General features: G+C 58.4%; 27 protein-coding genes and 1 pseudogene. 19 read left to right on the forward strand and 9 right to left on the reverse strand.

Translation table 11 applies throughout. The annotated features are described in order from the left end of the window. Window positions 1–134: 134 nt before the first annotated feature. A complete protein-coding gene (locus JFU47_RS03875; RefSeq protein WP_140894981.1) occupies window positions 135–2,522 on the reverse strand; it encodes a DUF3772 domain-containing protein in 2,388 nt (795 codons plus the stop codon). A gap of 297 nt (window positions 2,523–2,819) precedes the next feature. Between JFU47_RS03875 and JFU47_RS03880 the strand changes: the two genes are divergently transcribed. From JFU47_RS03880 to JFU47_RS03950, 15 genes are all read left to right on the forward strand, one after another. Then, window positions 2,820–4,166 (forward strand): outer membrane beta-barrel protein, encoded by a 1,347-nt coding sequence (locus JFU47_RS03880; RefSeq protein ID WP_201181057.1) that lies wholly within the window; start codon window positions 2,820–2,822, stop codon window positions 4,164–4,166. A 105-nt stretch (window positions 4,167–4,271) separates the two neighbouring features. Beyond that, window positions 4,272–5,582, forward strand: coding sequence for an ABC transporter substrate-binding protein (locus JFU47_RS03885; RefSeq protein WP_201181059.1), 1,311 nt, complete (start codon window positions 4,272–4,274; stop codon window positions 5,580–5,582). Window positions 5,583–5,607: 25 nt separating this feature from the next. Further along, on the forward strand, window positions 5,608–6,333 hold the full coding sequence (locus JFU47_RS03890) for an ABC transporter ATP-binding protein (RefSeq protein ID WP_140678833.1): 726 nt from the start codon (window positions 5,608–5,610) through the stop codon (window positions 6,331–6,333). Window positions 6,334–6,354: 21 nt separating this feature from the next. Beyond that, on the forward strand, window positions 6,355–7,047 hold the full coding sequence (locus tag JFU47_RS03895; protein WP_201181518.1) for an ATP-binding cassette domain-containing protein: 693 nt from the start codon (window positions 6,355–6,357) through the stop codon (window positions 7,045–7,047). Window positions 7,048–7,049: 2 nt separating this feature from the next. Next, entirely contained in the window at window positions 7,050–7,913 is an 864-nt protein-coding gene (locus tag JFU47_RS03900; protein WP_201181061.1) for a branched-chain amino acid ABC transporter permease, read from the forward strand. Further along, a complete protein-coding gene (locus JFU47_RS03905) occupies window positions 7,913–8,947 on the forward strand; it encodes a branched-chain amino acid ABC transporter permease (RefSeq protein ID WP_201181063.1) in 1,035 nt (344 codons plus the stop codon). The genes JFU47_RS03900 and JFU47_RS03905 overlap by 1 nt, the downstream gene beginning before the upstream one ends. Before the next feature lie 87 nt (window positions 8,948–9,034). Further along, window positions 9,035–9,964, forward strand: a complete 930-nt coding sequence (locus tag JFU47_RS03910; RefSeq protein WP_140678827.1) for a LysR family transcriptional regulator — start codon at window positions 9,035–9,037, stop codon at window positions 9,962–9,964. Window positions 9,965–10,092: 128 nt separating this feature from the next. Further along, on the forward strand, window positions 10,093–10,587 hold the full coding sequence (locus tag JFU47_RS03915; RefSeq protein WP_201181519.1) for a hydroxyquinol 1,2-dioxygenase: 495 nt from the start codon (window positions 10,093–10,095) through the stop codon (window positions 10,585–10,587). A 44-nt stretch (window positions 10,588–10,631) separates the two neighbouring features. Further along, window positions 10,632–11,651 (forward strand): hydroxyquinol 1,2-dioxygenase, encoded by a 1,020-nt coding sequence (locus JFU47_RS03920; protein WP_201181065.1) that lies wholly within the window; start codon window positions 10,632–10,634, stop codon window positions 11,649–11,651. A gap of 104 nt (window positions 11,652–11,755) precedes the next feature. Beyond that, window positions 11,756–13,219, forward strand: coding sequence for an aldehyde dehydrogenase family protein (locus JFU47_RS03925; protein ID WP_201181073.1), 1,464 nt, complete (start codon window positions 11,756–11,758; stop codon window positions 13,217–13,219). An 8-nt stretch (window positions 13,220–13,227) separates the two neighbouring features. Beyond that, window positions 13,228–14,295, forward strand: a complete 1,068-nt coding sequence (locus JFU47_RS03930) for a maleylacetate reductase (protein WP_201181074.1) — start codon at window positions 13,228–13,230, stop codon at window positions 14,293–14,295. 28 nt (window positions 14,296–14,323) lie between these two features. Beyond that, window positions 14,324–15,196, forward strand: coding sequence for a dioxygenase family protein (locus JFU47_RS03935; protein ID WP_201181075.1), 873 nt, complete (start codon window positions 14,324–14,326; stop codon window positions 15,194–15,196). A gap of 3 nt (window positions 15,197–15,199) precedes the next feature. Next, window positions 15,200–15,511, forward strand: coding sequence for a YciI family protein (locus JFU47_RS03940; protein WP_201181076.1), 312 nt, complete (start codon window positions 15,200–15,202; stop codon window positions 15,509–15,511). A gap of 2 nt (window positions 15,512–15,513) precedes the next feature. After that, window positions 15,514–15,849: a Rieske (2Fe-2S) protein gene (locus JFU47_RS03945; protein WP_201181078.1), complete on the forward strand. Its 336-nt coding sequence runs from the start codon at window positions 15,514–15,516 to the stop codon at window positions 15,847–15,849. A gap of 159 nt (window positions 15,850–16,008) precedes the next feature. Continuing rightward, window positions 16,009–16,464 carry a YMGG-like glycine zipper-containing protein gene (locus JFU47_RS03950; RefSeq protein WP_201181080.1) on the forward strand — a complete coding sequence of 152 codons (456 nt, stop codon included), beginning with the start codon at window positions 16,009–16,011 and terminating at the stop codon, window positions 16,462–16,464. Here the strand turns inward: JFU47_RS03950 and JFU47_RS03955 are convergent. The 3 genes and pseudogenes from JFU47_RS03955 to JFU47_RS03965 form a co-directional block, all read right to left on the reverse strand. Continuing rightward, a pseudogene (locus JFU47_RS03955) lies at window positions 16,449–17,476 on the reverse strand (DUF2955 domain-containing protein). The gene JFU47_RS03950 and the pseudogene JFU47_RS03955 overlap by 16 nt on opposite strands. After that, window positions 17,466–18,614: an HlyD family secretion protein gene (locus JFU47_RS03960; RefSeq protein ID WP_201181081.1), complete on the reverse strand. Its 1,149-nt coding sequence runs from the start codon at window positions 18,612–18,614 to the stop codon at window positions 17,466–17,468. The pseudogene JFU47_RS03955 and the gene JFU47_RS03960 overlap by 11 nt, the downstream one beginning before the upstream one ends. After that, entirely contained in the window at window positions 18,611–20,164 is a 1,554-nt protein-coding gene (locus JFU47_RS03965; RefSeq protein WP_201181083.1) for an efflux transporter outer membrane subunit, read from the reverse strand. Before JFU47_RS03965 ends, JFU47_RS03960 begins: the two co-directional genes overlap by 4 nt. Before the next feature lie 341 nt (window positions 20,165–20,505). Here JFU47_RS03965 and JFU47_RS03970 point away from each other — a divergent pair, with 341 nt between their 5' ends. From JFU47_RS03970 to JFU47_RS03975, 3 genes are all read left to right on the forward strand, one after another. Continuing rightward, the gene (locus JFU47_RS03970; protein ID WP_201181085.1) at window positions 20,506–21,030 is read left to right on the forward strand and encodes a cupin domain-containing protein; all 525 of its coding nucleotides are present in this window, start codon (window positions 20,506–20,508) and stop codon (window positions 21,028–21,030) included. Window positions 21,031–21,414: 384 nt separating this feature from the next. Next, the gene (locus JFU47_RS33350; RefSeq protein WP_342215350.1) at window positions 21,415–21,639 is read left to right on the forward strand and encodes a BPSL0761 family protein; all 225 of its coding nucleotides are present in this window, start codon (window positions 21,415–21,417) and stop codon (window positions 21,637–21,639) included. Window positions 21,640–21,755: 116 nt separating this feature from the next. Beyond that, the gene (locus JFU47_RS03975) at window positions 21,756–22,232 is read left to right on the forward strand and encodes an antitoxin Xre/MbcA/ParS toxin-binding domain-containing protein (protein WP_201181087.1); all 477 of its coding nucleotides are present in this window, start codon (window positions 21,756–21,758) and stop codon (window positions 22,230–22,232) included. 186 nt (window positions 22,233–22,418) lie between these two features. On the opposite strand, the gene JFU47_RS03980 is transcribed toward JFU47_RS03975, so the two are convergent. From JFU47_RS03980 to JFU47_RS03995, 4 genes are all read right to left on the reverse strand, one after another. Beyond that, the gene (locus JFU47_RS03980) at window positions 22,419–23,225 is read right to left on the reverse strand and encodes an inositol monophosphatase family protein (RefSeq protein ID WP_201181089.1); all 807 of its coding nucleotides are present in this window, start codon (window positions 23,223–23,225) and stop codon (window positions 22,419–22,421) included. 277 nt (window positions 23,226–23,502) lie between these two features. Beyond that, window positions 23,503–23,661: a hypothetical protein gene (locus JFU47_RS03985; protein ID WP_201181091.1), complete on the reverse strand. Its 159-nt coding sequence runs from the start codon at window positions 23,659–23,661 to the stop codon at window positions 23,503–23,505. A gap of 135 nt (window positions 23,662–23,796) precedes the next feature. Beyond that, the gene (locus JFU47_RS03990; protein ID WP_201181093.1) at window positions 23,797–24,438 is read right to left on the reverse strand and encodes a zinc-binding dehydrogenase; all 642 of its coding nucleotides are present in this window, start codon (window positions 24,436–24,438) and stop codon (window positions 23,797–23,799) included. After that, window positions 24,439–24,669 (reverse strand): alcohol dehydrogenase catalytic domain-containing protein, encoded by a 231-nt coding sequence (locus JFU47_RS03995; protein ID WP_201181102.1) that lies wholly within the window; start codon window positions 24,667–24,669, stop codon window positions 24,439–24,441. It abuts the gene before it with no gap. On the opposite strand from JFU47_RS03995, the gene JFU47_RS04000 reads away from it, so the two are divergent. Next, complete coding sequence (locus JFU47_RS04000; RefSeq protein WP_201181539.1) at window positions 24,650–24,826, forward strand: hypothetical protein; 177 nt, start codon at window positions 24,650–24,652, stop codon at window positions 24,824–24,826. The two genes, JFU47_RS03995 and JFU47_RS04000, sit on opposite strands and share 20 nt — an antisense overlap. 25 nt (window positions 24,827–24,851) lie before the next feature. Here the strand turns inward: JFU47_RS04000 and xylB are convergent, their stop codons facing one another. Then, window positions 24,852–26,336, reverse strand: coding sequence for a xylulokinase (gene xylB, locus JFU47_RS04005; protein ID WP_201181103.1), 1,485 nt, complete (start codon window positions 26,334–26,336; stop codon window positions 24,852–24,854). Window positions 26,337–26,361: the final 25 nt, after the last annotated feature.

The following is a 26,361-nucleotide window of genomic DNA, read 5'->3' on the forward strand; positions in this document are numbered from 1 at the left end:
TAGCTATAAATGACATGTTTTATTTCACAATGCAACGCCATGAAAATAAACATATCAACCGATGGCGTACAAATTTACAGCGATCCGGTGTGATCACGAGCACGTTCAGGCGCCAGGCAGGCTATTGATGGGTATTACGCAGGAGGAACAGGCTTGGCCAATTCGATGCCGGCCGCACTCAATCGCTTCAGGATCTCAAAGAGCAGATCGCTCTTGGTCGTACTGACAATCCTTGGGCTGCTGACATAGCCGGTGATGGTCAATGTGATGCCTTCAGGGCTCAGATTGCTGAATCGAACAACGGGGGAGGGTTTGTCGAGGATGGTTTCATGTTCGCAATAGGTGGTGTACAGCAGGGTTTTGACTTGTTCGGGGTCAATATCCAGAGGGAACACCAGTTCGAGTGTGGCCACCCCTTGGGCGCTGCCGCCCATGGTTACATTGCGCAGGTTCTGGGAAATAAGCTGCGAGTTGGGCACGATCACGATCGAGCGATCACTGAGCTGTATCTCCGTGGCCCTGACATTGATTCGCCGGATATCGCCTTCAACCCCGCTGATGCTGATCAGGTCGCCGACCTTGACCGGCCGCTCGGTGAGCAGGATTAACCCGGAGACGAAGTTCTTGACGATCTCCTGCAAACCGAAGCCGATCCCCACTGACAACGCACTGACGATCCAGGCCAGATTCGTCCATTTGACGCCCAACGAAGACAACGCCAGCAAAATGACCAGTACGTACCCGATATTACTGAACAGGGTGCTCAGCGACGCTCCCATGCCGGGGTCCATATCGGTTTTCGGCAGGAACTCGTTATCCAGCCATCTGCGCAGCGATCGAATCAGGTAAATACCGATCAACAGCGCGAGGACCGCATTCAACAGATTGCCCGGAATGATGTTCAGCTTGCGCAGGCCATCGCCGCCGAGGATCGCTGAAACCCTGTCAGTCAGTTGTCCAAAGGTCGCTCCAACCCCCCCCACAAACGTTGTAATCGCGGCAATCAACAGTAAGGTCGCTCTGCCAATACCCGTCACAACAACCTCGATTTGTTCAAGCCGTACGTCGCCGATACCCAGCAGCTGTTTGATCGCCTTGCCGCTGGATTGCTTGGGCGAAAACAAGTAATCACACAGGTCCCTGAACAACTGCGTCAGCAAATAGAAGCTGGCAATAACGATATAGAGCCAGACAACTTCGTAAGTGATGAACCGGGCCAGGGAGATGTAACCGACCAGCAGACCAAAAATCGAGATCAACACGGCGATACTGAGGCCGGTATAAATCACCCCCGCCAGCGTAGTACCTGACTCAGGGTGTTCCCCGGCAATGACCATCGCTCGGCGGGTTCTACTGACGCGTAGCAATAGCGCACCGATAATCAGGATGACGACGAGTGACAATACGCCCCGGCTGAAAAGAACCACCTGCGAACTCATACCCGTCGCATTGGTGACTTGTACCAGCGAGATGAGTATCAGCATTGATCCGGCCAGCAGCGCCGGAAAAGGGTTGATTGCAAGTGCCACTTCATCGGCGATGCCAGGCAACCGCCAAGAGGGATTGCGTTTAGACAGCAGGGCCCGACTCAAACCGATAATCAGGGCGCAGGCGTAAGCGACTTTCTCGACATCGTCGAAGTAACCTTGCAGTGACTGCGGCAATGGTTGAAGCCGGGTAGCCGCCGCGGAGATGAGCTGTATTGCGCAACCTGCGCTCAACATCGTGGCAACTACCGTCGCTATCGCCAATGAACTTCTGCGCAGGCGACCTTCCGGTACTCGATGGATGCAGACCCATGTCAAACCACGCTCAGCCAGTCTTCGCCCCAGCGTCCAGAAGGCCAGGGCCAGCAATAACAACGTGACGGTCGCGGCACGCCGGCCGGGTTGCCAGACGGACTGGATGACACTGTTGGACTGGTCGATCAAAAACCTCAGACGGTTTTTATCCTCCTCCAGTGGAGAAAACAGCGGCAACCAGAACCGGGGGTTGAGGAAGCTGGCGGTGCGCTGGGTCAGTTCGGTTTCCAGTTGAGTGCGCCGAATGGCGGCAATCTGGGTGATGAGGTTAGTCGCGCCTGCCTTGATGGCCAGCAGTATGTTGAGATTGTTATCCACCTTGTCTTTTTGTGCGCTGAGAAAGGACCTTTGTTTCACCAGATCGGACTTTTCCATGGCCTCGCTGTTGGCGGATGCCGTCCCGAGTACGCTGAGTTGCGCTTGCAATTGTGCTTGCTCTGGAAGTAACGCGGTCGCCAACTTGTCCGCATCACTGAAGAGCAACTGAACGTTGTCCTGAAAGCCTATCAACTGGGTGTAGTTACTGGTCAGTGACACCTGCTGTTTAAGGTTGTCCAACCTCAATTGCAGTGCTTCCAGATCGCTTTTTGACACGGTAGCGGTGGCGCTGGCCTCACCGTTTCTAGACGTGTTGGGTAGTTCATCCGCCGACAGCTCGCCGATGTTCGCCCCCATCAGCGCGAACACAACGAATATGAGTAATTTCAATGCAGGACGCATAGGCATGCCTCCAGCGGCTTTAGCTATTCAGGTTAGGTCATGGCGTGTGCAGGCGCGAAAAATAGTTCTGCGATGCGCTCGATTGTTCTGAATACGCAAACACTGAAGTCGCCGAGAATGGAATTGTTGGGGTAGTGGCGGACTTGTAGCCTGCAATACGCCGAACACTACGGTCTGCCAAGGATCGAGTGAAGCCCGAGCCAGGGTTTTCAAGACAGACACCTTCACGTCATACCTTGCTTTCGGCCTGATGCCCTTTCGGGGGTTTGGCGCCTAATAAAAATAAGGAACACAGGTATGAGTATTCGTGCATGGGCATGTGCAGCAACCCTGTTCGCCCCCGTTCTGGGAGCCGGCATCGTATGTCCCTCGATGGCTTCGGCGGCCGAGGATCCAATGGGCTCGCTGGTTCGCGGGGTCTTCGGCGACAGCCTTGAGCGTGAGCATGGCATCAAGGTCTACGGCTGGGGCCAGGTGGGTGTGAGCTACAACAACAACGGCACGGATGACGTCAGCAAACAGAGCTTCTTCACTTCCGACGAAGGCGTGAACCTCAACCAGTTCGCCCTGGCCGTGGAAAAGAAACCCAAGAGCAATGTGATCGGTCGTGTCGGACCGTTTCCCGGGCCCATGCCGCAAGAGGCTGACTGGGGCTTCAATGTCACGGCGCTGTACGGCAAAGATGCGCGTTTCTTCAAGACCTATGGCTGGGACGAGGACCTGAGTGTCAATCGCGACAACAAGGCCGAAGACGAAGCCTTCACCGTCGCTCAGGCGTATGTCGATTTTTACTTCCCTGTACTGGGCGGTTCCGACTTGATGATCGGGATATTCCACACGCCGCTGGAAAATGAAATCGGCTTCGCCTTGCCATCCCCGGCACCGAGCGACTTCTACTCGCACACCTATTCCTTCATGCACGGCCCGGCCAAGCATGCCGGGGCGCTATATTCGTTCAAACTGCCCTCGGCACCCGGGGAAAGCATGCTGGGCTTCGAACTGGGCGTGGTGCAGGGCTGGAACAACCTGCAAGACCCCAACCACGACCCGGACGTGATTGCCAACGTACGCTGGCGCTCTGCGGACTTCAGCACCTGGATCGACTGGGAAAACATCTATGGCAACGGCGCCGGCGACAGCTTCGCCGACTGCAGGTGTGGTTCGCCATTGCCGGCCGGCACCAAGAATGACGACTACAAGCGCCTGGCCTCGTACCTGACCTTGTCGCAAGTGCTCGATCCGAATAATCGCGTGGCACTGGAGTTGAATTACGGCAAGCAGGAGCAGGGCGCTTTCGCCGGGTTTGCCAACAAAAACGATGCCACCTGGTACGGCACCGATATCAACTGGTATCACCGAGTCAGCGAAACCCTGATGTGGAACAGCCGCGCGGAGTGGTTCTACACCGATGCACCGGTGCACGTGCTGATGGCCAACATCGACTCGCACACCGGCATTCCAGACCCGACCTGGGGCAGTTTCTACGGTGTGACCACCAACCTGGCCTGGACGCCGACACCCAACGTGCGCCTGCGACCTGAATTGCGTTACGACATTCATTCCGGCCCCGGTCGCGATGCCTACGCCGATGGGCAAAAGGACTCGCAACTGGTCGCTTCTTTCGACGTCAGCTTCTTTTTCTAAACCGCCCCTTTCGCAAAGCACCTGATCCTGCGTGCTGGCTCAGCCCACACGCTGCGACCGTGTTCGTCCGGACTTTGCCGGCTAGCAGCCGCATTGGAGTACTACATGACAGACAACAACGATAAAAACCTGTTTGGCCGCGACGTCTCGCGCCGTGATTTCCTGCGCAGCACAGGCGTTGCTGCCGGCGGTGTGGCGCTGGCGAGTTTGCCGTTCAACTTTGCGTTGGGTAGCGAGCGGGTGATCAAACTCGGTTATGTCAGCCCGCAGACCGGGCCATTGGCGCCCTTTGCGGCCGCCGACAACTACATCATCGAATCGCTCAAGCAGGTGTTGAAGAACTCCATCATCGTGGCCGGCAAGGCGTATCGCCTGGAAGTCATCGTCAAGGACAGCCAGTCCAACCCTAACCGCGCAGCGGAAGTGGCCAGCGAGTTGATCCTGTCTGATCAGGTCGACCTGATGCTGGTGTCGTCGACGCCGGAAACCACCAACCCGGTCTCCGACCAATGCGAAATCAACGAGATTCCGTGTATTTCCACGGTGGCACCGTGGCAGCCATGGTTCTTTACCCGCGGAGGCAAGCCGGATCAGGGGTTCGAATGGACCTATCACTTCTTCTGGGGCCTGGAGGATGTGATCGGCACTTACAGCGCCATGTGGGGTGCCATGCCATCGAACAAGGTGGTCGGCGGTCTGTTCCCCAACGATGGCGACGGCAATGCCTGGGGCGATCCGAAACTGGGCTTTCCACCGGTATTGGCGCAGAAGGGTTTCCAAGTGGTCGACCCCGGCCGCTTTCAAAGCTTGACAGACGATTTCTCGGCGCAGATCGCCGCGTTCAAGAAGGCTGACGTCGAGATCGTCACCGGTGTGGTCATTCCACCGGACCTCACCACCTTCTGGACTCAGGCTCGCCAGCAGGGCTTCAAACCCAAAGCGGTGTCGGTCGGCAAGGCGCTGCTGTTTCCCACGGCGGTCGAAGCGTTGGGCAAGGCCGGCAACAACCTGTCGACCGAAATCTGGTGGAGCCCGACGCACCCGTTCAGCTCTTCATTGACCGGCGCCAGTGCCGGGCAGTTAGCCCAGGGCTTCACTCAGGCGACTGGCAAGCAGTGGACTCAACCGCTGGGTTTCGTGCATGCGCTGTTCGAACTCGCGGTGGACATCCTCAAGCGCACTGAAGAGATCGGTAATCCGCATGCGGTACGCGATGCCTTGCTCAAGACCGACCTCAACACCGTGGTCGGGCCGATCAGCTGGAAAAACGGACCGGTGAAGAACGTCGCCAAAACACCTTTGGTCAGCGGCCAATGGCGATTGGGCAATGACAACAAATACGACCTGGTCGTGACCAGCAATGCCACCGCACCAGCGATTCCACTGGGCGGCGACATGCAGGCCATTACGTACTGATTGCTCGAAAAGAAACGGGTGCACCATGCAACAGCCACTTCTGCAAATGAACGATGTGCACAAAAGCTACGGCTCGGTGAAAGTCACGGACGCGATGAGCCTGACCCTGCAACCGGGCGAGGCCCTGGGCATCATCGGTCCCAACGGCGCGGGTAAAAGCACGCTGTTCAACCTGATCGCCGGGGGCGTGGCAGCCGACAGCGGCACGATCCATTTCGAAGGTCGCAACGTCACTCGTGAGCCAGTGTTCAAACGCTGTCAGCAAGGCATCGGCCGCTCCCATCAGATCCCGCATCCGTTCGTGAAAATGACGGTGTTCGAGAACTTGCTGGTCGGCGCAACCTTCGGGGCGCGATTGCGTGACAAGGAGGCCAGCCAATGGTGCGCGCAGACCCTGGAGCTGACGGGGTTGATGCGCAAGGCCAACGTCCTGGCCGGCTCGCTGACATTGCTCGACCGCAAGCGTCTGGAAATGGCCCGCGCGTTGTCGACCCAACCGCGGCTGTTGTTGCTGGATGAAATCGCCGGTGGCTTGACCGAACCGGAGTGCCTGGCGCTGGTGGAAACCATTCAGGGCATTCACAAGGCCGGCGTCGCCATCATCTGGATCGAACACATCGTGCATGCCTTGCTGGCGGTCGTCAGCCGTCTGACGGTGATCAACTTCGGCGCCAAATTGGCTGAGGGTGAACCGCGCAGCGTGATGGCCGACCCTCGGGTCCAGGACATCTACATGGGCATTGGGAGCTGAATCATGTCGACCCCTTCAAACCTGTTGTCCATCGAAAAGCTCTGTGCCGGCTACGGCGACTTTCAAGCCCTGTTCGATATCAGCCTGACCCTTGAGGCGGGCGAAACCGTGGCGATCATCGGCTCCAACGGCGCCGGCAAATCGACGTTCCTGCGCTCGCTGGCCGGGCTGATCAAAAACCAGCCTGACGCCATCACCTTCAAGGGCCAGGCGATTGGTGATCTGGCGGCGAATCAGGTGCTGGAGCGTGGCATCGCCTTGGTGCCAGAAGGCCGGAAGCTGTTTCCTTCGCTGAGCGTCGAGGAAAACCTGTTGATCGGTGCCTACAGCAAACGCCCCGGTCCGTGGACGCTGGCGCGGATCTATCAGCTGTTTCCAGTGCTGGAAAAACTGCGCAAGCGCCCCGGCACCGCGCTGTCTGGCGGTCAGCAGCAAATGGTTGCGATAGGCCGAGGCTTGATGGCCAACCCGCATTTGCTGTTGTGCGACGAGATCAGCCTGGGCCTGGCGCCGACCACGATCAAGGACATCTACGCCGCGCTGCCTTCGATCAAGGCCGACGGTACTACGGTGATTCTCGTCGAGCAGGACATCAATCAGGCGCTGAGTGTCTGCGACCGTTTCTATTGCTTCCAGGAAGGGCGCGTGTCCCTGACCGGCCGCCCAGGGGATGCGGACAAAGCACAAATCAAAGCCGCGTATTTCGGGATCTAGTTATGGAATGGCTCAATACTTTGCTTCAGGGCATGTTGCTGGGAGGCCTCTACGCGATGTTCGCGGTGGGGCTGTCGCTGATGTTCGGCATCATGCGCCTGGTCAATATCGCCCATGGCGACTTCATCGTGCTGGCGTCATACCTGGCGCTGATGGTGGTCAATCATCTGGGCTTCAGCCCGTTGGCGAGCCTGCTGGTGGTGGTGCCGCTGATGTTCTGCTTCGGCTACCTGCTGCAACGGCTGTTGCTCAACCGAACGCTTGGCCAGGACATCCTGCCGCCGCTGCTGGTGACTTTCGGTTTGTCGATCATCGTGCAGAACGTGCTGTTGGCGTTTTTCAGCGCAGACAGTCAAAAGCTGTCTCAGGGTGATCTTGAAGTCGCCAGTGTCGGCTTCGGCAGTTTGAGCGTGGGCGTCATGCCGCTGATCGTGTTTTGCAGTGCGTTGCTGATCATCGGTGGTCTGCAGCTGCTGTTTTACAAGACCGCACTGGGTCGGGCGTTTCGCGCCACCTCCGATGATCAGCACACCGCGCGGCTGATGGGCGTGAATAACGCGCATATCTTCGGTCTGGCCATGGCACTGGCGATGGCCGTGGTGTCGATTGCCGGGGTGTTTCTGGCGATTCGCACCAGTTTCGACCCCACGGTGGGGCCGGCGCGTCTGTTGTACGGTTTCGAAGCGGTGATCATCGGCGGGTTGGGCAGCCTGTGGGGCACCCTGGCCGGCGGGGTGATTCTCGGCGTCGCCCAGGCGCTGGGCGCAAAAATCGATCCTGGCTGGCAAATCCTCGCCGGTCATCTTGTGTTTCTGCTGATCCTGGTCGTGCGCCCGCGTGGCCTGTTCCCCCGGAGTGTCGACTGATGAATGCCTTGAACAATCCCGCGCTCAGCTATCGCGTACAACGCACGACCACCAGCAGCATGATCGGGCTGTCATTGCTGGGTGTCTGTGTGTTGGTGTTGATCAGTGCGCCATTCTGGGCCGATCGCTCAAGTTTGCGGCTGGTGGTGGAGTTCGCCTATTACCTGGCGCTGGCACAAATGTGGAACTTGCTGGCGGGGTACGCGGGCATGGTCTCGGTCGGGCAGCAGGCGTTCGTCGGTCTGGGTGGGTATCTGCTGTTTATGTTGGCCACCCGGTTTGGTATTCCGCCGTTGTTCGCGGTCCTGCTTTCGGGCGTGTTGGTTGCGTTGTTGGCAATTCCCACGGCTTTGATCGTGTTTCGGCTGCGCGGCGCCTACTTCGCCATTGGCACCTGGGTGGTGGCCGAAGTCTTTCGCCTGGGCCTGGCACAGATGAGCAGTCTCGGCGGCGGTTCCGGGCAAAGTCTGCCGGCGGCGATTGTGCGGCAGATCGGCAATGACCGGGACGAGCGCGAGATGCTGATCTACTTCACCGCTCTGGCCATCGCCATTACCGCCGTGGCGGTGGTGTTCTTTGTCCTGCGTTCGCGACAGGGGCTGGCCCTGGCGTCGATTCGCGATTCCGAGCCAGCATCCGGCAGCCTGGGGGTCAACACCTTCCGCACCAAGTTGATGGTGTACGTGCTGGCCGCCGGTTGCACGGGCGTGGTCGGGGCGCTGATCTTCCTGCAAAAGCTGCGTATTTCTCCGGACGCGGCGTTCAACCTGCAGGACTGGACGGCGGTGGTGATCTTCATCGTCATCATCGGCGGCATCGGCACCCTGGAGGGGCCATTGATCGGCACGCTGATTTACTTTGTGTTGCGTGGTTGTCTGGCGCAGTACGGCGCGGTGTACATGATCATCCTCGGCGTGGTGGCGGTGGTGATGATGCTCAAGGCGCCGCAAGGGGTGTGGGGGCTGATCAGTGAACGCCTGGGCTGGCAGGTTTTCCCCATGCAGCGGCGCTTGTCGGTTCAGAACCACAAATAGCGCGTTGCCAGGGATGTGGAGTGCGGGGTGCCGACAGGCTAACCTCGCTGTTCCTATAAGAACAAAAACATCCAGAGAGCCTGCCCCATGGATCGTTTACTCAGTGTCGAAGCCTTTGTGCGGGTTGCCGAAACCGGCAACTTCGCCAAGGCGGCCCAGCAATTGGGCGTGACCCGTTCGGTGATCACTCATCGTATTCAACAGCTGGAACAGTTCATCAATGCGCCGTTGTTCCATCGCAGTACGCGGCATGTCCGGCTCTCCGAAGTGGGCGAGACGTACTACAAGGAGTGCGCGGACATGGTCGCGAGTTTCAACTCGCTGACCGAGCACATGCGTGAGTTGCGCGCTAAACCCACCGGTAAATTGCGCGTGCAGATGCTGCCGGGCTTTGCCATCGGTCACTTCGGCAGAATGCTCGCCGAGTTCACGCGGCTGTACCCGGACATTGAGGTCGACGTCATCGTCAATGACCGGGTGGTGGACCCGATCGAAGAGGGTTTCGATGTGGCGTTCCAGATGTTCCCGCCGATGGCGGAAACCCTGATTGAGCGCAAGTTGTTCAGCGTTCGCCGGTTGTTCTGCATGTCACCCGACTATGCCGCCGAGTTCGGTGTGCCCAAGCATCCGCAGGAGCTGCTGCAACACAAAATCGCCTTGTACGAAGGCTATCCGTCGCGCAACCGCTGGATCTTCACCGGCGAGCACGAGCAGGTGGAGCTGAGCCTGCCGGGGCAGGTACGGTCGAATTCGGTTCATCTGCTGCGCGACTACGCCTCGACCGGGGTCTGCATTGTGTGTTTGCCAACGTTGGTGGCCAGCGATGACCTGCTCAGCGGTCGACTCATTCCGGTTCTGCCGGAGTACGCATTGTCATCCTTCAATTTCTCAGCGGTGTATCCCGCCACCCAGCGCCGGGCCTTGAAAGTGCGCACGCTGATCGATTTCCTGGTGGAAAACTTCGGTGACGAACCGTGCTGGGACAAACCGTTGCTGGAGCGTGGCTGGGTACGCTGAGCAGCACGGTTGCACTGGCAGTGTTTGCGTTTCGCAAACACTGTTGTCGCTCGCTCTCTAATTGTCCCCGCAGGAGCTGGGACGTAATGTTGGCTCACTGTTACTACAACAACAAAACGGTGAAAACCATGAGTAGCGCGGCAATCGAAACGGTCTTCGGCTCGCTGGATAATTACAGCAAAGGGTCGGTCGAAATCATCAGCGGCCAGGCCAGTCATTACGCCTTTTCGAATATTTTCGAAGTGGCGGAAAAATCCCTTCCTTACGAAAAAGTCATCGTCGGTCTCAATCTCGGATACGTCATTGAAACCCTGCGCGCCGAAGGCCAGTCGCCTTGGTACACGTCAGCGCACGATGAGTTCGCCATCGTCATGGACGGCGAAGTCCGTGTGGATTTCCTCAAGCTCGATGCGCCTTTGAAAGACGGCGAGGGCACTCGGCTGGCTGGCGAAGTGCCTGCTGGTAAACCGATGGGCTATGTACTGCTCAAGCGCGGTCACCAGTGCCTGCTGCCCGCCGGCACCGCGTATCGCTTCGAAGCCAGCTGTCCCGGCGTGATTCTGCAGCAGACCATTAAAGGACCGTTGTCGGTCGAGAAATGGGCAGACATCTGCTTCAAGTGATCACCGTCCTTTCATCTGACAAAAGCAACAAGAGGAACCCCGTCATGGCCATGCTTGAAACCGCTGCCGATCACACATCCTTTGCCGACGACGAAGTCCAGGCCGGCGCCCCTCATGCCGTCACCGGCTATCGCGCCTTCAAACTCGGCGCCTTCGAACTGTCGCGCGACGAGTATTTTGCCCGTATCACCTGGCCCGCCAAAGGCCAGACCCGTTCGCACCTGATTCCGGTCGATGCCTTTCTGCGCGCCATGATGCGCGATGTGGCCTGGGGCTTTTTCTATGGCTGGGTCAACTTCGACCACGTCATCGGCACCCGAAACTACTACGGTAAAGTCGACCTGTACGCCGGCACCTTCAATGGCACGCTCAAGGCCGCAGGCGTCAACTACACCGAAAACTTTGAAACACCGCTGATCATGGCGACCTTCAAGGCCATCCTGCGGGACTGGACCAATGCCACCTTCGACCCTTTCGCGGCACCGGAAGAAACCGGTTCGGCGTTCGGTCGCAAGAACGGCAACAATATCGAAGCCATTGAACGTTTCCGCATCGCCACGAAGCGCATGCCGGGCCTGCCGGATGACTCGCCGTTACGTAACGATTTGCCGGTCAATCGCCAGTTCATCGACGTTCCTCAGGATGAGCCGGAAGTACACGCAGCCGAAGGTTTCGAAGGTGAGTTGCATGCGTTCAGCCTGTTCAAGTACCTGTCGCGCTCCGACGTGACCTGGAACCCGTCGGTGACTTCGGTGTGCAAGGCCAGCCTGTTCTGCCCTACCACTGAAGAGTTCATCCTGCCGGTGTTCCATGGCAATGACCGGGTCGAGTGGTTCTTGCAGTTGTCCGATGAAATCCTCTGGGACGTCGGCGACAAGGACGACGGCAACCCGCGGGCGCGCATCACCATGCGTGCCGGCGATATTTGCGCCATGCCGGCGGACATTCGTCACCAGGGCTACTCGACCAAGCGCTCGATGCTGCTGGTATGGGAGAACGCCACGCCGAACCTGCCGCAGCGCTACGAAAGCGGTGAACTCAAGCCGTATCCGATCGAGTTCTAAGACCTTTGTCTTGCCCGGCATCACTCCGGGCTATCCAGCAAGGCATGCGCTCAAGAATCAACTCGTCAGACACTGCGCCATCGGCGCGGTGCGAGGAAAATATTATGCAAAATCAGCTCTATATCGATGGCCGGTTCGTGGATGCGGTCGCCGGCGGCACTATCGACGTCGTGTGCCCCCATAATGGCTCGTTGATCACCCGCATCGCCGCCGCAGAAGCCGCTGACATCGACCTCGCTGTCGCCGCGGCCAAACGTGCGTTTCCAGCCTGGTCTGCCTTGGGCGCCGCAGAACGCGGGCGCTTGTTGCTCAAACTGGCGGACAAGATCGAAGAATGCGGCGAAGAACTGGCGCAGCTCGAATCCCTGAACACCGGGCATCCGATCCGTGACTCCCGCGGCCTCGACGTTCCGCGCACGGCAGCGTGCTTCCGCTATTTCGGCGGCATGGCCGACAAGATCGAGGGTGCAGTTATTCCGGTCGAAGCCGGGTTTCTCAATTACGTGCAGCGCAAGCCGATCGGTGTGGTTGGACAGATCGTGCCCTGGAACTTCCCGCTGATGTTCACCAGTTGGAAAATGGGCCCGGCACTGGCCGCCGGTAATACGATCGTTATCAAACCCTCGGAAATCACACCGCTGACGACCTTGCGGATTGTCGAACTGATGACCGAAGTCGGCTTCCCGAAGGGCGTGGTCAACGTCGTGCCGGGTTACGGGCATACCGCCGGTCAACGTCTGGCCGAACACCCGGACGTGGGCAAGATTGCCTTTACCGGTTCGACGGCCACCGGTCGCCGGATCGTTGAAGCGTCGAAAGGCAACCTCAAGCGTATTCAACTGGAGCTGGGCGGGAAGGGCGCCAACATCGTGTTCGAAGACGCCAACCTGGACGCGGCCGTCAATGGCGCTGCCTGGGCGATCTTTCACAATCAGGGCCAGGCCTGCATCGCCGGTTCGCGTTTGATTCTGCATAAAGACATTGCTGACCAGTTCCTGGAGCGTTTCATCGCGCTGGCCAAATCCATTCGCCTGGGCGACCCGATGGACCCAGAGACCGAAATGGGCCCGCTGACGTCGGCGCTGCACCGCGACCGTGTGCTGGCCTATATCGATATCGCGATAGAGCAGGGCGGCAAAATCCTCTGTGGCGGCAAGGCCCCGGATGACCAGGCGTTGGCCCAAGGCTTTTATGTCGAGCCGACCATTGTCGAGGCTTCGCCAGAAGATCGTGTTTGCCAGGAAGAGGTCTTCGGTCCATTCGTCACCGTGGTACGTTTCAGCACCGATGAAGAAGCCCTGGCCATCGCCAACAGCACTGAATACGGGCTGGGCAGCGGCCTGTGGACGCAGAACTTGAGTCGCGCACACAAAATGGCCGACGCCATTCATGCCGGTATGTGCTGGGTCAACTGCTACAAACGTGTGAGCCCTGGCAGCCCGTTTGGTGGCGTTGGACAGTCGGGCTACGGCCGTGAAATGGGCTTTGAAGCGATCCATGATTACACCGAGGCACGCTCGGTCTGGGTCAATGTCGATGCCAACATCGCTGCGCACTTCAAACGTTGAGGCCTGTCATGAATCCTTTTGTGTACCAAAGCCTGCCAACCCGTGTGGTGTTTGGCTGGGGCAAGCTCTCGGCGCTGGCTGAAGAGATCGAGCGCCTGGGCGCCAGGCGTGCGCTGATCCTCACCACGCCTGAACAGCAGGGGCTCGGCGAACAGGTCGCGGCGTTGCTCGGTGATCGCGCGGCGGGCGTCTATCCCAAGGCAGTGATGCATGTGCCGCTGGAAGTGGCGCAAGCGGCGCGTGTCGAAGCGGCGCGTCTGGATGCCGATTGCTGCGTCGCCATTGGCGGTGGTTCGACCATTGGCCTGGGCAAGGCGATTGCCATGGATTCGGGGCTGCCGATCGTGGCGATTCCGACGACGTACGCCGGTTCGGAGATGACCCCGATCTACGGGCTGACCGAAAACCGCCTGAAGAAAACCGGACGTGATCCAAGGGTTTTGCCCAAGACTGTGATCTACGATCCGCAATTGACCCTGACCTTGCCGGCGCAGATTTCCGCCTGTTCGGGGATGAACGCCATGGCCCACGCGGTCGAAGCGTTGTACGCCCAGGACGCCAATCCGATCATCGGTTTCATGGCGCAAGAGTCGATTCGCTCACTGGCACAGGCCCTGCCGGGCGTGGTCAATGATCCCAACGACCCACAAGCGCGCAGCCAGGCATTGTATGGCGCGTGGCTGGCAGGTATCTGCCTGGGTTCGGTGGGCATGGCCTTGCACCACAAGCTTTGCCACACCTTGGGCGGAACGTTCAATTTGCCTCACGCTCAGGCACACGCGATCGTTTTGCCACACGCGGCGCATTACAACCGTGAAGCGGCCGCAGAACCGTTACAGCGTGCGGCCCGCGCCTTGGGCGGCAGCGAAGCGGGGGAGGTGGGCGCCTTGTTGTATGCGCTGAACCAGAAGCTGGGTATTCCATTGGCGCTGGCGGACATTGGCCTGCCTGAAAACGGGCCGGCCGACGCCGCGCAAATTGCCTGTGCCAGTCCTTATTACAACCCACGGCCGTTTGAACAAGGCCCGATCGAAGCGCTGCTGACCCGCGCCATGAAAGGCCTGGCGCCAGCCTGATGCATTCAACCTCGTCGGAATAACAACAATGACCGATCAAGACAAAGCCATGGAAACCCTGATCTCCGAGCAGGCGGTCAGCAGTTTTGGCGATGCGCCCAATGCGCGTTACAAACAGATCATGCAGAGTCTGGTTCGCCACCTGCACGCATTCGTCAGCGACGTCGAACTGACCGAAAAGGAGTGGTTTGAAGGCATCCGCTTTCTGACCGAGACCGGCCACAAGTGTGATGGCCAGGTACGCCAGGAATTCATCCTGCTGTCGGACACCCTGGGTGTGTCGATGCTGGTCGATGCGATCAACCATCGGCACAGTGCAAACGCCACCGAGACCACCGTGTTCGGACCGTTCTACATCGAAGGCATGCCAGAACGGGACTTCGGCGAAAACATGGCCTTCACCGCGGGCGAGACGGCGCTGGTGCGCGGTCGTGTGGTTGATACTCAGGGCAATCCCCTGGCCGGCGCAGTGCTCGACGTCTGGCAGACTGCCGAAAATGGCATGTATTCAGGTCAAGATACCGAACAGCCTTTTGGCAACTTGCGCGGTCGCTATCGCACCGATGCCGATGGCTATTTTGCGATTCGCACGATTGTCCCGGTGTGCTATCCGATCCCCACCGACGGTCCGGTCGGGCGCATGCTCAACGCTGCGAACCGTCACCCGTGGCGGCCTGCGCACCTGCATTTCATGATCGATGTGCCCGGCTATCGCAAACTGGTCACCCACCTGTTCAATCACGATGATCCGTACCTGGCGTCCGATGCGGTGTTCGGCGTCAAACAGTCGTTGCAGGTGATCTATGAAGACCGGGTCGCGCACGATGACTTGTCCGCCCGACTGGGTATCGAAGTGCCGTTCAAGCGCGCATGTTACGAATTTGTCATGGAAACCGAGTGACCCATGGGACAGTTTTTTGCGGTATTCGCTACAGACCACCCGGATTCCCTGGCCTTGCGCCAGCGCTTACGGCCGAGTCATCAGGCGCACTTGCGAGCGACTGAAACGCATCGAGTGGTCGTGCGGTTCGGCGGCCCGACCCTCGATGAGGCGGGTGCATCCATGAACGGCACGTTGCTGGTCATTGAAGCGGGCAGTCTGCCGGAGGTGGAAGCGTTCATCCAGGACGATCCGTATGTTCAGGCCGGACTGTTTGCCAGTATCCAGATTCGCCCTTGGCGCTGGAGCCTTGGCAACCCGGAATTGCGCGGCTGATCATGACCATCATTACGTTATGCCAACTGGATGACATCACCGATGGCGGCGCCCTGGGTCTGCCCGAACACCAGCAATTGCATCCCGGCGGTCTGGTGGCGGTGCGGCAAGGCGAGCAGGTGTGGGTCTACATCAACCGTTGCCCGCATTTCTCGGTGCCTCTGGACTATCGCCCGCAAGAATTCTGCACTTATCGCGGCAAAATCCTGATGTGCGCTCATCACAGCGCGATGTTTCGTTTCGACGACGGGCATTGCATCGACGGTCCCTGCAAGGGTGCACAGTTGGAGCCCGTGCCGGTGCGATGGGTCGCAGACCGATTGATCATGGAAGTCTAGTGCCACGCGGATCACGAATAGGGAAGGAGGCGGGTGAGAAGGGGTGATCTACAATATTTTATGCTGAACGACGCTCAGGATCACGAGGTGTGGCGTATTGAGCAGTCTGTCTACCGACCCAGTGTGCTTGCAGAGTGCCGGGCCCTGTCGGAGGTCATCATGAAAAGGTTGTCATCCATTAGCCTGTGCGTCGCATTGTCGGTTTCCTGGACCCAGGGCTGGGCAGAAACGGTCGTGCCGATGAAAGGGCAGAGTTCGCAACAAACCCAACTGGACATCACCGATTGCCACAATATCGCGGCCAGTCAGAGCGCCTCGGCGGCGCCACCTCCAGCAGGGGGAAGATTACGCGGCGCTGCTGTGGGCGCTGCCGCCGGGGCTGCGGGGGCAGAGGTGCGCGGCCGTCAGCATGACGAGTTTTATAATGGCGTCGATGATGACGTGAAGCAGGACTATCGCCAGAACCAGGCAAAAGGGACTGCGGCAGCGGGAGCCGTAGTGGGTGGTTCACGTCAGCGTCAGGAACGCCGGGCGCAGCAGAAAACCAGTGCGGCGACCAGCACAACGGCCTATACCAGTTGCCTGCAGGGGAAGGGGTATCAGGTTAACCCTTGAGCCTTTTTTGGCCGATGTTGATCGAGCAAATGCACCATCAGGTCGGCATACAGTGTCACGGCGATAAACAACCCCATACGCACCGCAAACGCCGTGTACACGTCCTTGCCCGCCGCGCTGTCCTGAACCGACTGACCCAAAAGAATAATCATCGTGATCAGGCTGTTGAGCCAGAACCCCGGGCTCAATCCCGAAGGACTCAGGGCATACAGCTTGCGCGCCAGCACGAGGCCAAACAGCAGCATCCACAAAAAGAACATCCACAGATGCACGAACAGACTCAGGGCACACCAGAACAGGATGGCCAGCAGGCCACCGAGCAAGGTTGAACCGACCAGCTCACGGCCGGCTTGGCGTGCGGTCGTCGTCGAGCTTTGCTGGCCCAGGGTCACGGCCTTCAAGATGATCGGCAGATAACTGGCCGGATCGATCAGCGCCAACAGGAAGGTCGGCAGCACGATCAGGGTGGCACGCAGCGCCACTCGACCGACTTCTTCGGCTGGCAGGGTCGGGGCGGCCGGGGGGAAGGGGCGTTGGCCGGTTCGGGAAACAACCAATGACTCAGCGCCAGTACCAGGACCGCCAGGAGTAACCCCTTGACCAACGCACCGATAACCATTGCGGCTAAATCAAATTCCGCCACACCGGCCGCCGAGATCATGGTCAGGCCAATCACCAGAAACGTGACGATCAGGTTATTGCCGCCACGCAGACCGAAACGGAAGGCCAGGAACAGACTTGTACCGACCAGCAGCAGGCCGCTGACGGGGTAGTAGCGCAGGATCGGAATCAACAGCAGGCCGATGCCGGTCGTCAACAGCGCCACCAATGCGAGTACTACGGCGGCCTTGAAAGGCAACGCACGATTGAGTGAGGCGAGCAGCAGCACGCAGAGCACCGGGGCGATAAACGGGATCGGCAAACCCAGCCCAAAACTGGTCGCCAGGCACAGTGCCGTGCCGGTGGCCAGGCGCAGTGCGCGTTGAGCCCGGGGTGTGCGTTTAGTAGGCATAGGACAGCCAACTCATCAGCCCCAGGAATACGCGACCGAGTGGGTTGAGCGGGTTGCCTTGGGAGGGGAAAGCCATGACTTCGGCCTGCCCTCCGGCGCGAATGGCGTGGATACCGCGACTCTTACGCAGCGTGTTCATTGACTCTTCGGAAAACTCGATGATCACCGGGAAGCGTTGCGCCGGACGCAGCCAGTCACGGCTGTTCTGCACACTGGGAAGCGTGCCAGGCGCGGGTGTCTGCCCCACGCTGACGCCATAACCGACGCTGCGCACGCGCCCCTCGAATACTTCGCCCGGCAGAGCATCCAGAACAATCGAAACCGGCGTGTCGAGCGTCACCAGACCGAGGTTGTTCTCGGTCATGTCCGCGCTGATCCACACATCATGAATGGCGATCAGGGTCATGACCGGGCTGCCGGCGGCAGCGAATTGCCCAGCGTCAGTACGCAGATCCGTAATCAGTCCGGCCGAGCGAGCGCGAATCTGCGTGTTGGACAGATCCAGTTCGGCTTTGGACAACGCCGTGGCGGCACTGCGCAGCAAGGCGTTGTCTTCCTCGCTGCCGCCTTCCTGCTCACGCGCGCGCTGCACTTCGGCGCGGGCCGCGGCGACCTGACTCACAGCCTGTTCCCGGTTGGCGCGAGAGACTTCGAGCAGGCGTACGGAAATGGTGCCGGGGTCTTCGCGATACAAACCCTCAAGACGCTGATTGTCCTGGCGCGCCTTGAGCTCATTGGCCTGGGCCGCCCGCAAGTTGGCTTGCGCCGAAGCAATACCGGCGGTGCTGGCACCGATCTGTCGGCGGGTCGATTCCAGGTCGGCGCGCGCGCGGTCGACGGCAATCTGATACGGCTGAGGGTCCACCTCGAAAAGAACTTCGCCGGCCTTGACGTCCTGGTTGTTGCGCACGTTCACCCGGGTCACGCGGCCTGCCACTTCCGAGGCGACCGGAATCACAAAGGCACCCACCCGGGCCTGTTGTGTGTAGGGTGTGAAACGATCCGCCAACAGGTACCAGGTCAGGCTCAGGAGGATCAGTACTAGCACCCATTTGATGCCTTTTTTCGCCGGGTCGGCAGCCGGCGCTGGTGCCTGGGCGACTGGGGGCTCGGACGAGGAGGGGGCGGTTTCACTCATTGGTCTTTTACCTTGTAAGACATTGGAATGGCAGGCTGTGCAGTCGCGGGTTCTTCCAGCAGATCGCCCCAGTCGGTACGTTTTTCCATTTGCTGGCGGGTGGTTGGATCAACTGTCGGCTGGGCGCTGTACCAGCCACCGCCCACGGCTTTGTACAAGGCAATGACATTACTCACGGCATTGCTGCGGGCGACCAGGTAATTGTCCTGTTGTTCGAGCAAGGCACGCTGCGCATCCAGCACACGCTGGAAGTCCGAATAACCTTCGCGATACTGCGCGCTGGCCAGCACCAGCGAACGCTTGGCCGCCACTCCGGCCTCACGCAGGATGCGTTCGCGCTCCAGGGATTTGATCAGGCCATAGGCCGCATCGTCTGCCTCGCGTGCTGCCTGGCGAACCTTGTCGCGGTAAGCCTCGATCAGCTGCTGCAACCGCGCATCCTGCACGCGCACGTTGTTGCTGATCCGGCCGTGATCGAACAGATTCCAGCGCAGACTGGGGCCGCCAATTAAATCCAGATTCCGGGGTGTGCCACTGAGCGTGTCGGTAGACCAGACGATGCTGCCCAGCAAGGTCAGCGACGGATAGAAATCGCTCTCGGCCACGCCAATCAGCGCTGACTGGGCGGCGACATTGAGCTCGGCGGCGCGCACGTCGGGCCGACGCAGGAGCAGGTTGGCCGGTACATCTTGCAACACGGCACGGTCGACCAGCGGGATCAATCCCTCGTTCTCGAGCAGTTGTGGCAGTGCGCCGGGCGGCTGACCAATCAGCACCGCCAACGCATTGCGGGTTCGTTGCAACTGGTCTTCGAAATTGGGGATGGTGCTCAACGTGCCCAGGTACTGGGTTCTGGCTTGTTGCAGGTCGAGTTCGGCAGTTTGGCCACTGTTGAAGAGCTTTTCGGTGATCTCGAAGTTGCGTTTTTGCTGTTTGGCGTTTTCCCGAGCGACACGCAAACGAGCTTCGGTGGTGCGCAGCGAAAAATAAGTATCGGCCACTTGCGCGCGCAGCAGTACGAGTACGTCTTCATAGTTGGCTTGGGCGGCGAAGTAGCTGGCATCGGACGACTCGATGGCGCGACTGAAGCGGCCCCAGAAGTCCAACTCCCAACCCACGTCGAACCCCGCGCTGTGTTGCCAGAAATGGCTGTCTTGCGGGTTGGTCCCACCGGATTGCCTGCGGTTGAAATAAAGGCTGTCGACACTGGCTTGCTGCAGTTGCGGGTAAAGACCACTTTGAGCAATGCCGAGTTGGGCACGGGCTTCCATGACGCGCAGGCCGGCGATTTTGAGACTGGAGTTGCGTGCATCCGACTCGGCAATCAAATGATTGAGGACCGGATCGGCAAAGACTTGCCACCACTGACGAATGTCCGGGTTCAGGCTCCGCTGGCTGGATTGCTCAAGGGCAGGGGTGCTCCAGTGTTTGACCCATTCTTCGCCGGGCGGCTGGAAGTCCGGCCCAAGTCGTACGCAGCCACTGAGGCCGAGTACGCCGAGCAGCACGAGCCGGCCTGGCCACTTCAGCAGAGTTGTACCTGGATGCATTACGCATTTCCCGACCAACAAAGATCACTGGAGCATAGCCGTCCAAATGGGCACATGGCTGCTACGCTTTTTAAGCGCCATCAAATCTACTGTCATCGGTTAAAAAGGTACGACGATTATGGAGTGCGCGCTTTGTTTATTCGAACCGCTCGTGTCGCAAACACCAGTGCGGCATGAATAACAATAGTGGACGAGGGTAGTGAGTACTCGTGTGCTCAAGCTCTAATGGCTAGCTCTACTAAAGAGCTATTTAGCATAGTTATTATAAATCGCTTGCATAGCAGCAATAGAGTGAGCGCATTGATGGTGCGCTATTTCAAAGGCTTGAGGGCTCATACAACATGACTACCAACACCTTTGATAAACACATTCCCAGCGCTGAGGCTGTAATCGCAGCACTGAACCTGGAACCCCACATGGAAGGCGGTTTCTACCGCAGAACCTTTCAAACCGATCACCACGCGATGGTTGAGACCACTGAGGGCCGACGCTACCTGATGACATCCATTTACTACTTGCTGACCAAGGATTCGCCGACAGGTCATTTTCATCTGAACCAATCGGACATCGTGCATTACTACCATGTGGGAGATGCGATTCAGTACAGCCTGATTTTTCCAGACGGGACATTAAAAACCGTTGTGATGGGCAGCGATATAATCGCCGGACAATGTCTGCAGTTGCCTGTACCTGGTGGCGTTTGGAAAGCTTCGCAGCTTACAAGTGGACTGGCGGGATACGGCCTGATCAGCGAAGCGGTTACACCAGGGTTTGATTTTGCAGATATGGAGTTGGGTAATCAGCAGCAGCTTACCGAGCAATTTCCCGAACACACGGAGTTGTTTGAGAAGCTGATGGGAGAATGAGTGGCTGAGGCGATTTGATCGCTTCAAAATCTGCGTGCAACCGGGCTAATCTCGAAACACCTTGTTACGTGTAATGTATATTATGTTAAACCAGATGCCATGTTAGAAATGTTCATGAGCCTCGTAAGGCACTGATGCGCCAGAACTCCGAACTAAAAAGTTGAAAACTAGAGAACTAATTTCCTGAAAAATCGGTTTCCGTATTTTTGAGAAACATTAGTTGCACGCATTCTGTCATTTGTCGGTTTGGTCTCGTAAGCTTAGTACACCGACGTAGAATGAAAACATCCGGAGGAATAACACTACCAGCCAATGAGCGATGGACTTGAGGCTGCAAGCCACAGCAGCTGTGCATACCCGCCCTCGTGGAGATAAAAAATGACGATGCCAGACGAGCGTTCGCGCGCGGTGGTGCAGACTCGCGAATTTCTAGTTGAGCTAAGCCGAGATAGCTCCCTTCCAGATCGAGTAAGGCGTGATGCCACGTTTTTGTTACGGCATTTTCCAACGCGAGATGACGTGGCTTTGGCAGGACGAATAGAGGAACATAGCGACACTTTGCCTTTCGGTGCTTCGGGGCCTGTATTCAGCTCTACAATTACGCGTTGAAAGTAGGCCCAAATTCGCACAAGGATTGTACTGAATGATTTGTTGGTGACGGTTCGCCGTCGCCCCCCCGGGCAGGCTCTCATTCATGTTTCCCGTTGCTGACCCACACTGAACCGATGAATACCCCAACGACTGCTCGGCGTCAGGTAAACAAGAAAGGCGAATTGCGTGACGCCGCGATCGCCGCATTCTGGGATTTCAGCGCTAATCGCGTTTTGCTCAAAGATTCAGAGCGATTGCTCCAGATCAAAGCAGGCTTTTCCGCTCAGCTTTTCCAAGTGGCTCGCATAGCTTTTGACCTTCAGGGACGTAGCTTAGAGATGCTCCTCAACGCGTCAATCTCCACGTTCAAGCGACGTAGCCGTGAACAAAAGCCCCTCAACTCCGTCGCTTCAGAACGGCTAGATCGCGTTGCCGTGGTCTGCCATTTGGCCGAACAGGTGTTCCAAAATAGAAATATGGCCGCATGCTGGATGTCTAAACCAAACAAAGCCCTCGGCGGAGATACGCCAGTATTGCTCTGTGGAACTGAGATCGGAGGCAAGCAGGTTCGTAGGGTACTTCAAGCGCTGGAATGGGGAGGTCCTGCCTAGATATGGATTCGGAGCGTAAGCGTTCCGCTAATCGACGCCTGGGTTTTAGGAAATCTCATTCGAGAGGTTTTCGGTCGGGCGCTTGCGGACTGCGTGCAGTTGAATCGGTCAAATTCAAGCAATACCAGTTGCTCAAATAAGTTGGGCAGCGGGTTGGTTGGGGATTAAGTGAAAATAAGATCCCATTCACGAGCCAGCAAGACGCGGCACGCTGCCACTGAACCACTGAACCACTGAACCACCGAAGCAGCGTTGTGATACCGTTTGCATATTGGCTTCAGTAACGTAGGTAATGACTTCGCCTCGCTCATCAAATAAAACGCCGCCCGCTCCTCTCAAGAGTGCGTGGCCCGCGACAACGTCATGTGCAGAAACCGGATAAAGAGAGACGCCACAGACCCCCTCCCCGGCGGCGACTTTGGCAAGCCTGTAGGCAATGGATGGCATTGCTACAAAAGTGCTGGGTTGGCAGAGCTTGCTATTAATTTCAGGCTTATTGATTGCAGCGGCACTGACCATCACGAACTCGTCGCTCGACAACGTTTTGGTAGTAAGCCGTGACGTGACCGACTGTCCATTGCGGTTCACCTCGGCCATCCCTTCTGCCCAAGCAATGCAATCAGGCGTTCCCTCAACGGTGACGGGGGCATACACCACGCCTAATACCGGCGACTGTTTGTGCAATAGACCGATGGAAAGGGCTGAGCCTTTGAGCCCCTTAAGAAAATCTGCGGTCCCGTCGTTCGGGTCAACGACCCAGCACCATGGATGGCCCGTCAGAAGATGTCCGGTCTCCTCTCCCCAGAAGTCGCATGGAAGAAGCTTCAGCAGGTGCTGATGTAAGAACTGTTCGATTTCTTCGTCTACGGCGGCCTTGTCACCTTGACCCCGAGGTCCATCAACTCTCGCCCACTCGGCAATCAGTAGCTGGCCGGCACGAATAACGACCTCAATGGTCTGAGCGAGCAGTTGCTCAAGGTTGGGGGGTTGCACGAAAGGGGAAGCCCTATGGTTGGGTGAGGTAATGCGATGGTCCTCGACTATAAGGCGACGCGAATCGCCCTTCAGTCGTCTAACAAGCTGTCAGCCAAACTGGCTACATCGCCTCTCAAAATCTGTGTGTGCCCATCTGCCTCTTTCCGCAGGACTCGATGGACTTCGCCTTCAATCTACGCTTGCAATGACTGTTAATGGCTGATGAGTTTACGTGCAGCGGAAGGATTTCGCTGCCATTAAGACTCTGTCCGTTTTTGGGTTAAGGATTGTAGAGTCAGGTTTTCCAATGTGTGCGCTCTGTTGCTTCGACCTGTACTAGCAGGCAAGCCGCTTTCCCTTCCTGGGTAATGACGAACGTCTGCCCTTGCGCAACCAACACCAGCCGACGGCGCATACGGCGGCGAGCCTGGCTTTTACTGTAAGTGGTGCGCATGGCTGATACCCCTGACCAGATATCGGATATAGTAATCTTTTATTCCATTCTGCTACCTCAGCGCACCGACGGCACCCCCAGCACATGGGGGGCGACACAGCGCTTGCAGGCCGATAACGCCTGGAATTCCAGGCGTTATCGGGATAAATCTGAAGTTGCGCCTGGAATCCTAGGCTCTCGCTCAATGAAGTGTTTGGTGGCACGCGGGTTACCGCGTAGGCGGTTGGACAACCAGCAATGGTTTCGGACGATCGTTGCGGAGAAACGAACGCTCTCGAGCCAGGCCACCGAGGTGGTGAACTCGTCGATGAAACGGAATGAACCGACCAGCTTGATCTCTTTGACCAGCAGCAGGCCCAGCGGCATCTCGATCGAGTTGTGGCCCATGCCCAACTGCACCACCGTACCTTTCGGGCGAGTGAACGATGCTGTTGAAGCAATCGCTGCCGGTGCGCCGAACGCTTCGAAGCAAACGTCGAAGTAACCGCCCTCCTCGGTCCATGGCGCCGTGCGTTCGGTGTCGGTCGGGTCCACGGCGAGCGTCGCGCCCATCCGCATTGCCAATTCGCGACAGCATTCGCTCATGTCGGTGGCGACGACTCCGGCCGCACCGGCCTTGAGCGCCGCAGCCATTACCAGACAGCCAATCGATCCGGAGCCGGTGACCAGTACCTTTTTACCCACCAGATCCCCTGCCTGATGCACAGCATGAATCACCACCGTCAAAGGCTCGGCGAAGACCATCACGCTGTCTTTTGAGTGATCGGCGTAAGGCACTCACTGTTGCTCGGTGACCGCCACATAATCGGAAAAACCACCATTTACATGGGGATTGAACTGCGCGCTGCCCATGAACTTCATGCTGCGGCAGATATTCTGTTTGCCCTCCAGGCACTGCGCGCACTTGTTGCACGATTGTGAAGGATTTACCGCGACCCGCTGCCCCACCTTGAGCGCGCTGCCGGTCGGCACTCCCGCGATCACCCCGATGAATTCATGGCCCAGCACCAGCGGGTTCTTGAGAAGTCTCGGTTCGTGGATCGTCGGTTACCTGATTGGACTGACCGGCAATCCGGGGGCGGCCTACATTTTCATGACCGCTGGAATGCTGGCGGCCGCCATCATCATGGGTTGGTCGTGGTACGGTGCGAAGCTTAGCTGTTGAGATCCACTGAAATGACTAGAAGAATTCAACCGTGCAGCGTTTTCGCTGCTGACAGCAAACCGCGGAATTTCTGGTAACGGGCTTCTAGCGCGAGTTGTTGTTCGACTGCAGGAAAGTACCGTGCCTTGATCGGCATACCCGCCTGCAACAGATCGCAACCGCGCCCGTAAGCCAGGAAACCCAGCTTGGCGGCACCGATGCAGGCGCTGAGTTCGCTACCGTGCAAGGTATATATTTCCCGCTGCAGAATATTGGCCAGCAACTGCGCCCAATAATCGCTGCGGGCGCCGCCGCCCACCAGTGCGCACTCCCCTACTGCGGCACCGGCTGACTGCAGCGCATTCATCGCGTCCAGCAGACCGAAGCCGACCCCTTCCATCACCGCGTAACCGAGCATCGCTGGCGTGCAGTCATGGCCCAGGCTCATGAAGCCGCCGCGCAGCAAAGGATCATTGTGCGGGGTGCGCTCACCGGCGAGATAGGGTAGGAAAAGCGGGTTTGAAAGCGCCACGGATTGATCGATCGGTAGCGTCGTCTGCACGTGCTGCAGCAGCGCTTGTTCATCAGCAAAACCCAACAGGCGAGTCACCCAACGCAAGCAACTGGCACCCGCCAGCATGGCGCCCATGGTGTACCAACGGTGCGGGAGTGCGTGGCAAAAACTGTGCACGGCACTGGCTGGATTGCCCGCAGGGTGATCGGTGATCGCGACTATCGCGGCGCTGGTACCCAGGGTAATAAACGCATCGCCGGCATTGATGGCACCGATGCCGACCGCCGAGACAGGATTGTCACCGCCTCCACCGGCGATAACCAACCCTGCGGGCAAGTCCAATCGCCTGGCCGCCGAGGCACTCAAGCTTGCACAGGCGGCGCCCCCCTCGACCAGCGCGGGCATCTGAACGGGCTCAAGCCCGGTGGCGCGCACCATGGGTTCGAACCAGTCACGCCTGGCCACATCCAGCCATAACGTGCCAGCGGCGTCCGACATATCACTGATGCGCTCGCCGCTCAGTCGTAGCCGCAGGTAGTCCTTGGGCGACAAGACGCAGTCAATGGCGTTGAACACCTGCGGCTCATGCTGGTGCAGCCACATCAGCTTGGGCGCCGTCAATCCGGCCATCGGCAAACTGCCCGTCACCTCGGCAAAACCGGGGTATTGGCAACCCAGCGCGTCGGCCTGGGTGATGGCGCGGGAGTCATCCCACAATATCGCCGGGTACAACACACGGTCGTCATCGCCCAGCAGCACCGCACCATGCATCTGCCCCGACAACCCGATGCAGCGAATACGCGCATAGGCGTCTGGGTGACTGAGCCGTAATTGATCCAGCGCGCTCAGGCAGGCCTGCCACCAGTCTTGCGGATCTTGCTCGGACCAACCGCTGTGCCGCCGTGAAACCGCCAACCGGGCACCGGCATGGGCCAGCACTGTTCCGCTCTCATCCAGCAATATTGCCTTGAGTTCCGAGGTGCCGAGATCGATCCCGAGTGAGAGGGGGCTGCTCATAAACATTCACTTCCATCAACTGGAC

It is taken from the genome of Pseudomonas sp. TH39(2020) (genome assembly GCF_016650715.1).
In the GTDB taxonomy this organism is placed as follows: domain Bacteria; phylum Pseudomonadota; class Gammaproteobacteria; order Pseudomonadales; family Pseudomonadaceae; genus Aquipseudomonas; species Aquipseudomonas mandelii_C.

Bases quoted from the DNA above. Each gene is read 5' to 3' on its own strand.
- JFU47_RS03920 (WP_201181065.1), top strand. From the start codon at position 10,632: ATGGCCATGCTTGAAACCGCTGCCGATCACACATCCTTTGCCGACGAC.
- JFU47_RS03915 (WP_201181519.1), top strand. From the start codon at position 10,093: ATGAGTAGCGCGGCAATCGAAACGGTCTTCGGCTCGCTGGATAATTAC.
- JFU47_RS03880 (WP_201181057.1), top strand. From the start codon at position 2,820: ATGAGTATTCGTGCATGGGCATGTGCAGCAACCCTGTTCGCCCCCGTT.
- JFU47_RS03965 (WP_201181083.1), bottom strand. From the start codon at position 20,164: ATGCATCCAGGTACAACTCTGCTGAAGTGGCCAGGCCGGCTCGTGCTG.
- xylB (WP_201181103.1), bottom strand. From the start codon at position 26,336: ATGAGCAGCCCCCTCTCACTCGGGATCGATCTCGGCACCTCGGAACTC.
- JFU47_RS03885 (WP_201181059.1), top strand. From the start codon at position 4,272: ATGACAGACAACAACGATAAAAACCTGTTTGGCCGCGACGTCTCGCGC.
- JFU47_RS04000 (WP_201181539.1), top strand. From the start codon at position 24,650: ATGAATTCATGGCCCAGCACCAGCGGGTTCTTGAGAAGTCTCGGTTCG.
- JFU47_RS03910 (WP_140678827.1), top strand. From the start codon at position 9,035: ATGGATCGTTTACTCAGTGTCGAAGCCTTTGTGCGGGTTGCCGAAACC.
- JFU47_RS03950 (WP_201181080.1), top strand. From the start codon at position 16,009: ATGAAAAGGTTGTCATCCATTAGCCTGTGCGTCGCATTGTCGGTTTCC.
- JFU47_RS03960 (WP_201181081.1), bottom strand. From the start codon at position 18,614: ATGAGTGAAACCGCCCCCTCCTCGTCCGAGCCCCCAGTCGCCCAGGCA.
- JFU47_RS03875 (WP_140894981.1), bottom strand. From the start codon at position 2,522: ATGCGTCCTGCATTGAAATTACTCATATTCGTTGTGTTCGCGCTGATG.
- JFU47_RS33350 (WP_342215350.1), top strand. From the start codon at position 21,415: ATGCCAGACGAGCGTTCGCGCGCGGTGGTGCAGACTCGCGAATTTCTA.
- JFU47_RS03890 (WP_140678833.1), top strand. From the start codon at position 5,608: ATGCAACAGCCACTTCTGCAAATGAACGATGTGCACAAAAGCTACGGC.
- JFU47_RS03930 (WP_201181074.1), top strand. From the start codon at position 13,228: ATGAATCCTTTTGTGTACCAAAGCCTGCCAACCCGTGTGGTGTTTGGC.
- JFU47_RS03985 (WP_201181091.1), bottom strand. From the start codon at position 23,661: ATGCGCACCACTTACAGTAAAAGCCAGGCTCGCCGCCGTATGCGCCGT.
- JFU47_RS03945 (WP_201181078.1), top strand. From the start codon at position 15,514: ATGACCATCATTACGTTATGCCAACTGGATGACATCACCGATGGCGGC.
- JFU47_RS03905 (WP_201181063.1), top strand. From the start codon at position 7,913: ATGAATGCCTTGAACAATCCCGCGCTCAGCTATCGCGTACAACGCACG.
- JFU47_RS03900 (WP_201181061.1), top strand. From the start codon at position 7,050: ATGGAATGGCTCAATACTTTGCTTCAGGGCATGTTGCTGGGAGGCCTC.
- JFU47_RS03935 (WP_201181075.1), top strand. From the start codon at position 14,324: ATGACCGATCAAGACAAAGCCATGGAAACCCTGATCTCCGAGCAGGCG.
- JFU47_RS03940 (WP_201181076.1), top strand. From the start codon at position 15,200: ATGGGACAGTTTTTTGCGGTATTCGCTACAGACCACCCGGATTCCCTG.
- JFU47_RS03925 (WP_201181073.1), top strand. From the start codon at position 11,756: ATGCAAAATCAGCTCTATATCGATGGCCGGTTCGTGGATGCGGTCGCC.
- JFU47_RS03975 (WP_201181087.1), top strand. From the start codon at position 21,756: ATGAATACCCCAACGACTGCTCGGCGTCAGGTAAACAAGAAAGGCGAA.
- JFU47_RS03970 (WP_201181085.1), top strand. From the start codon at position 20,506: ATGACTACCAACACCTTTGATAAACACATTCCCAGCGCTGAGGCTGTA.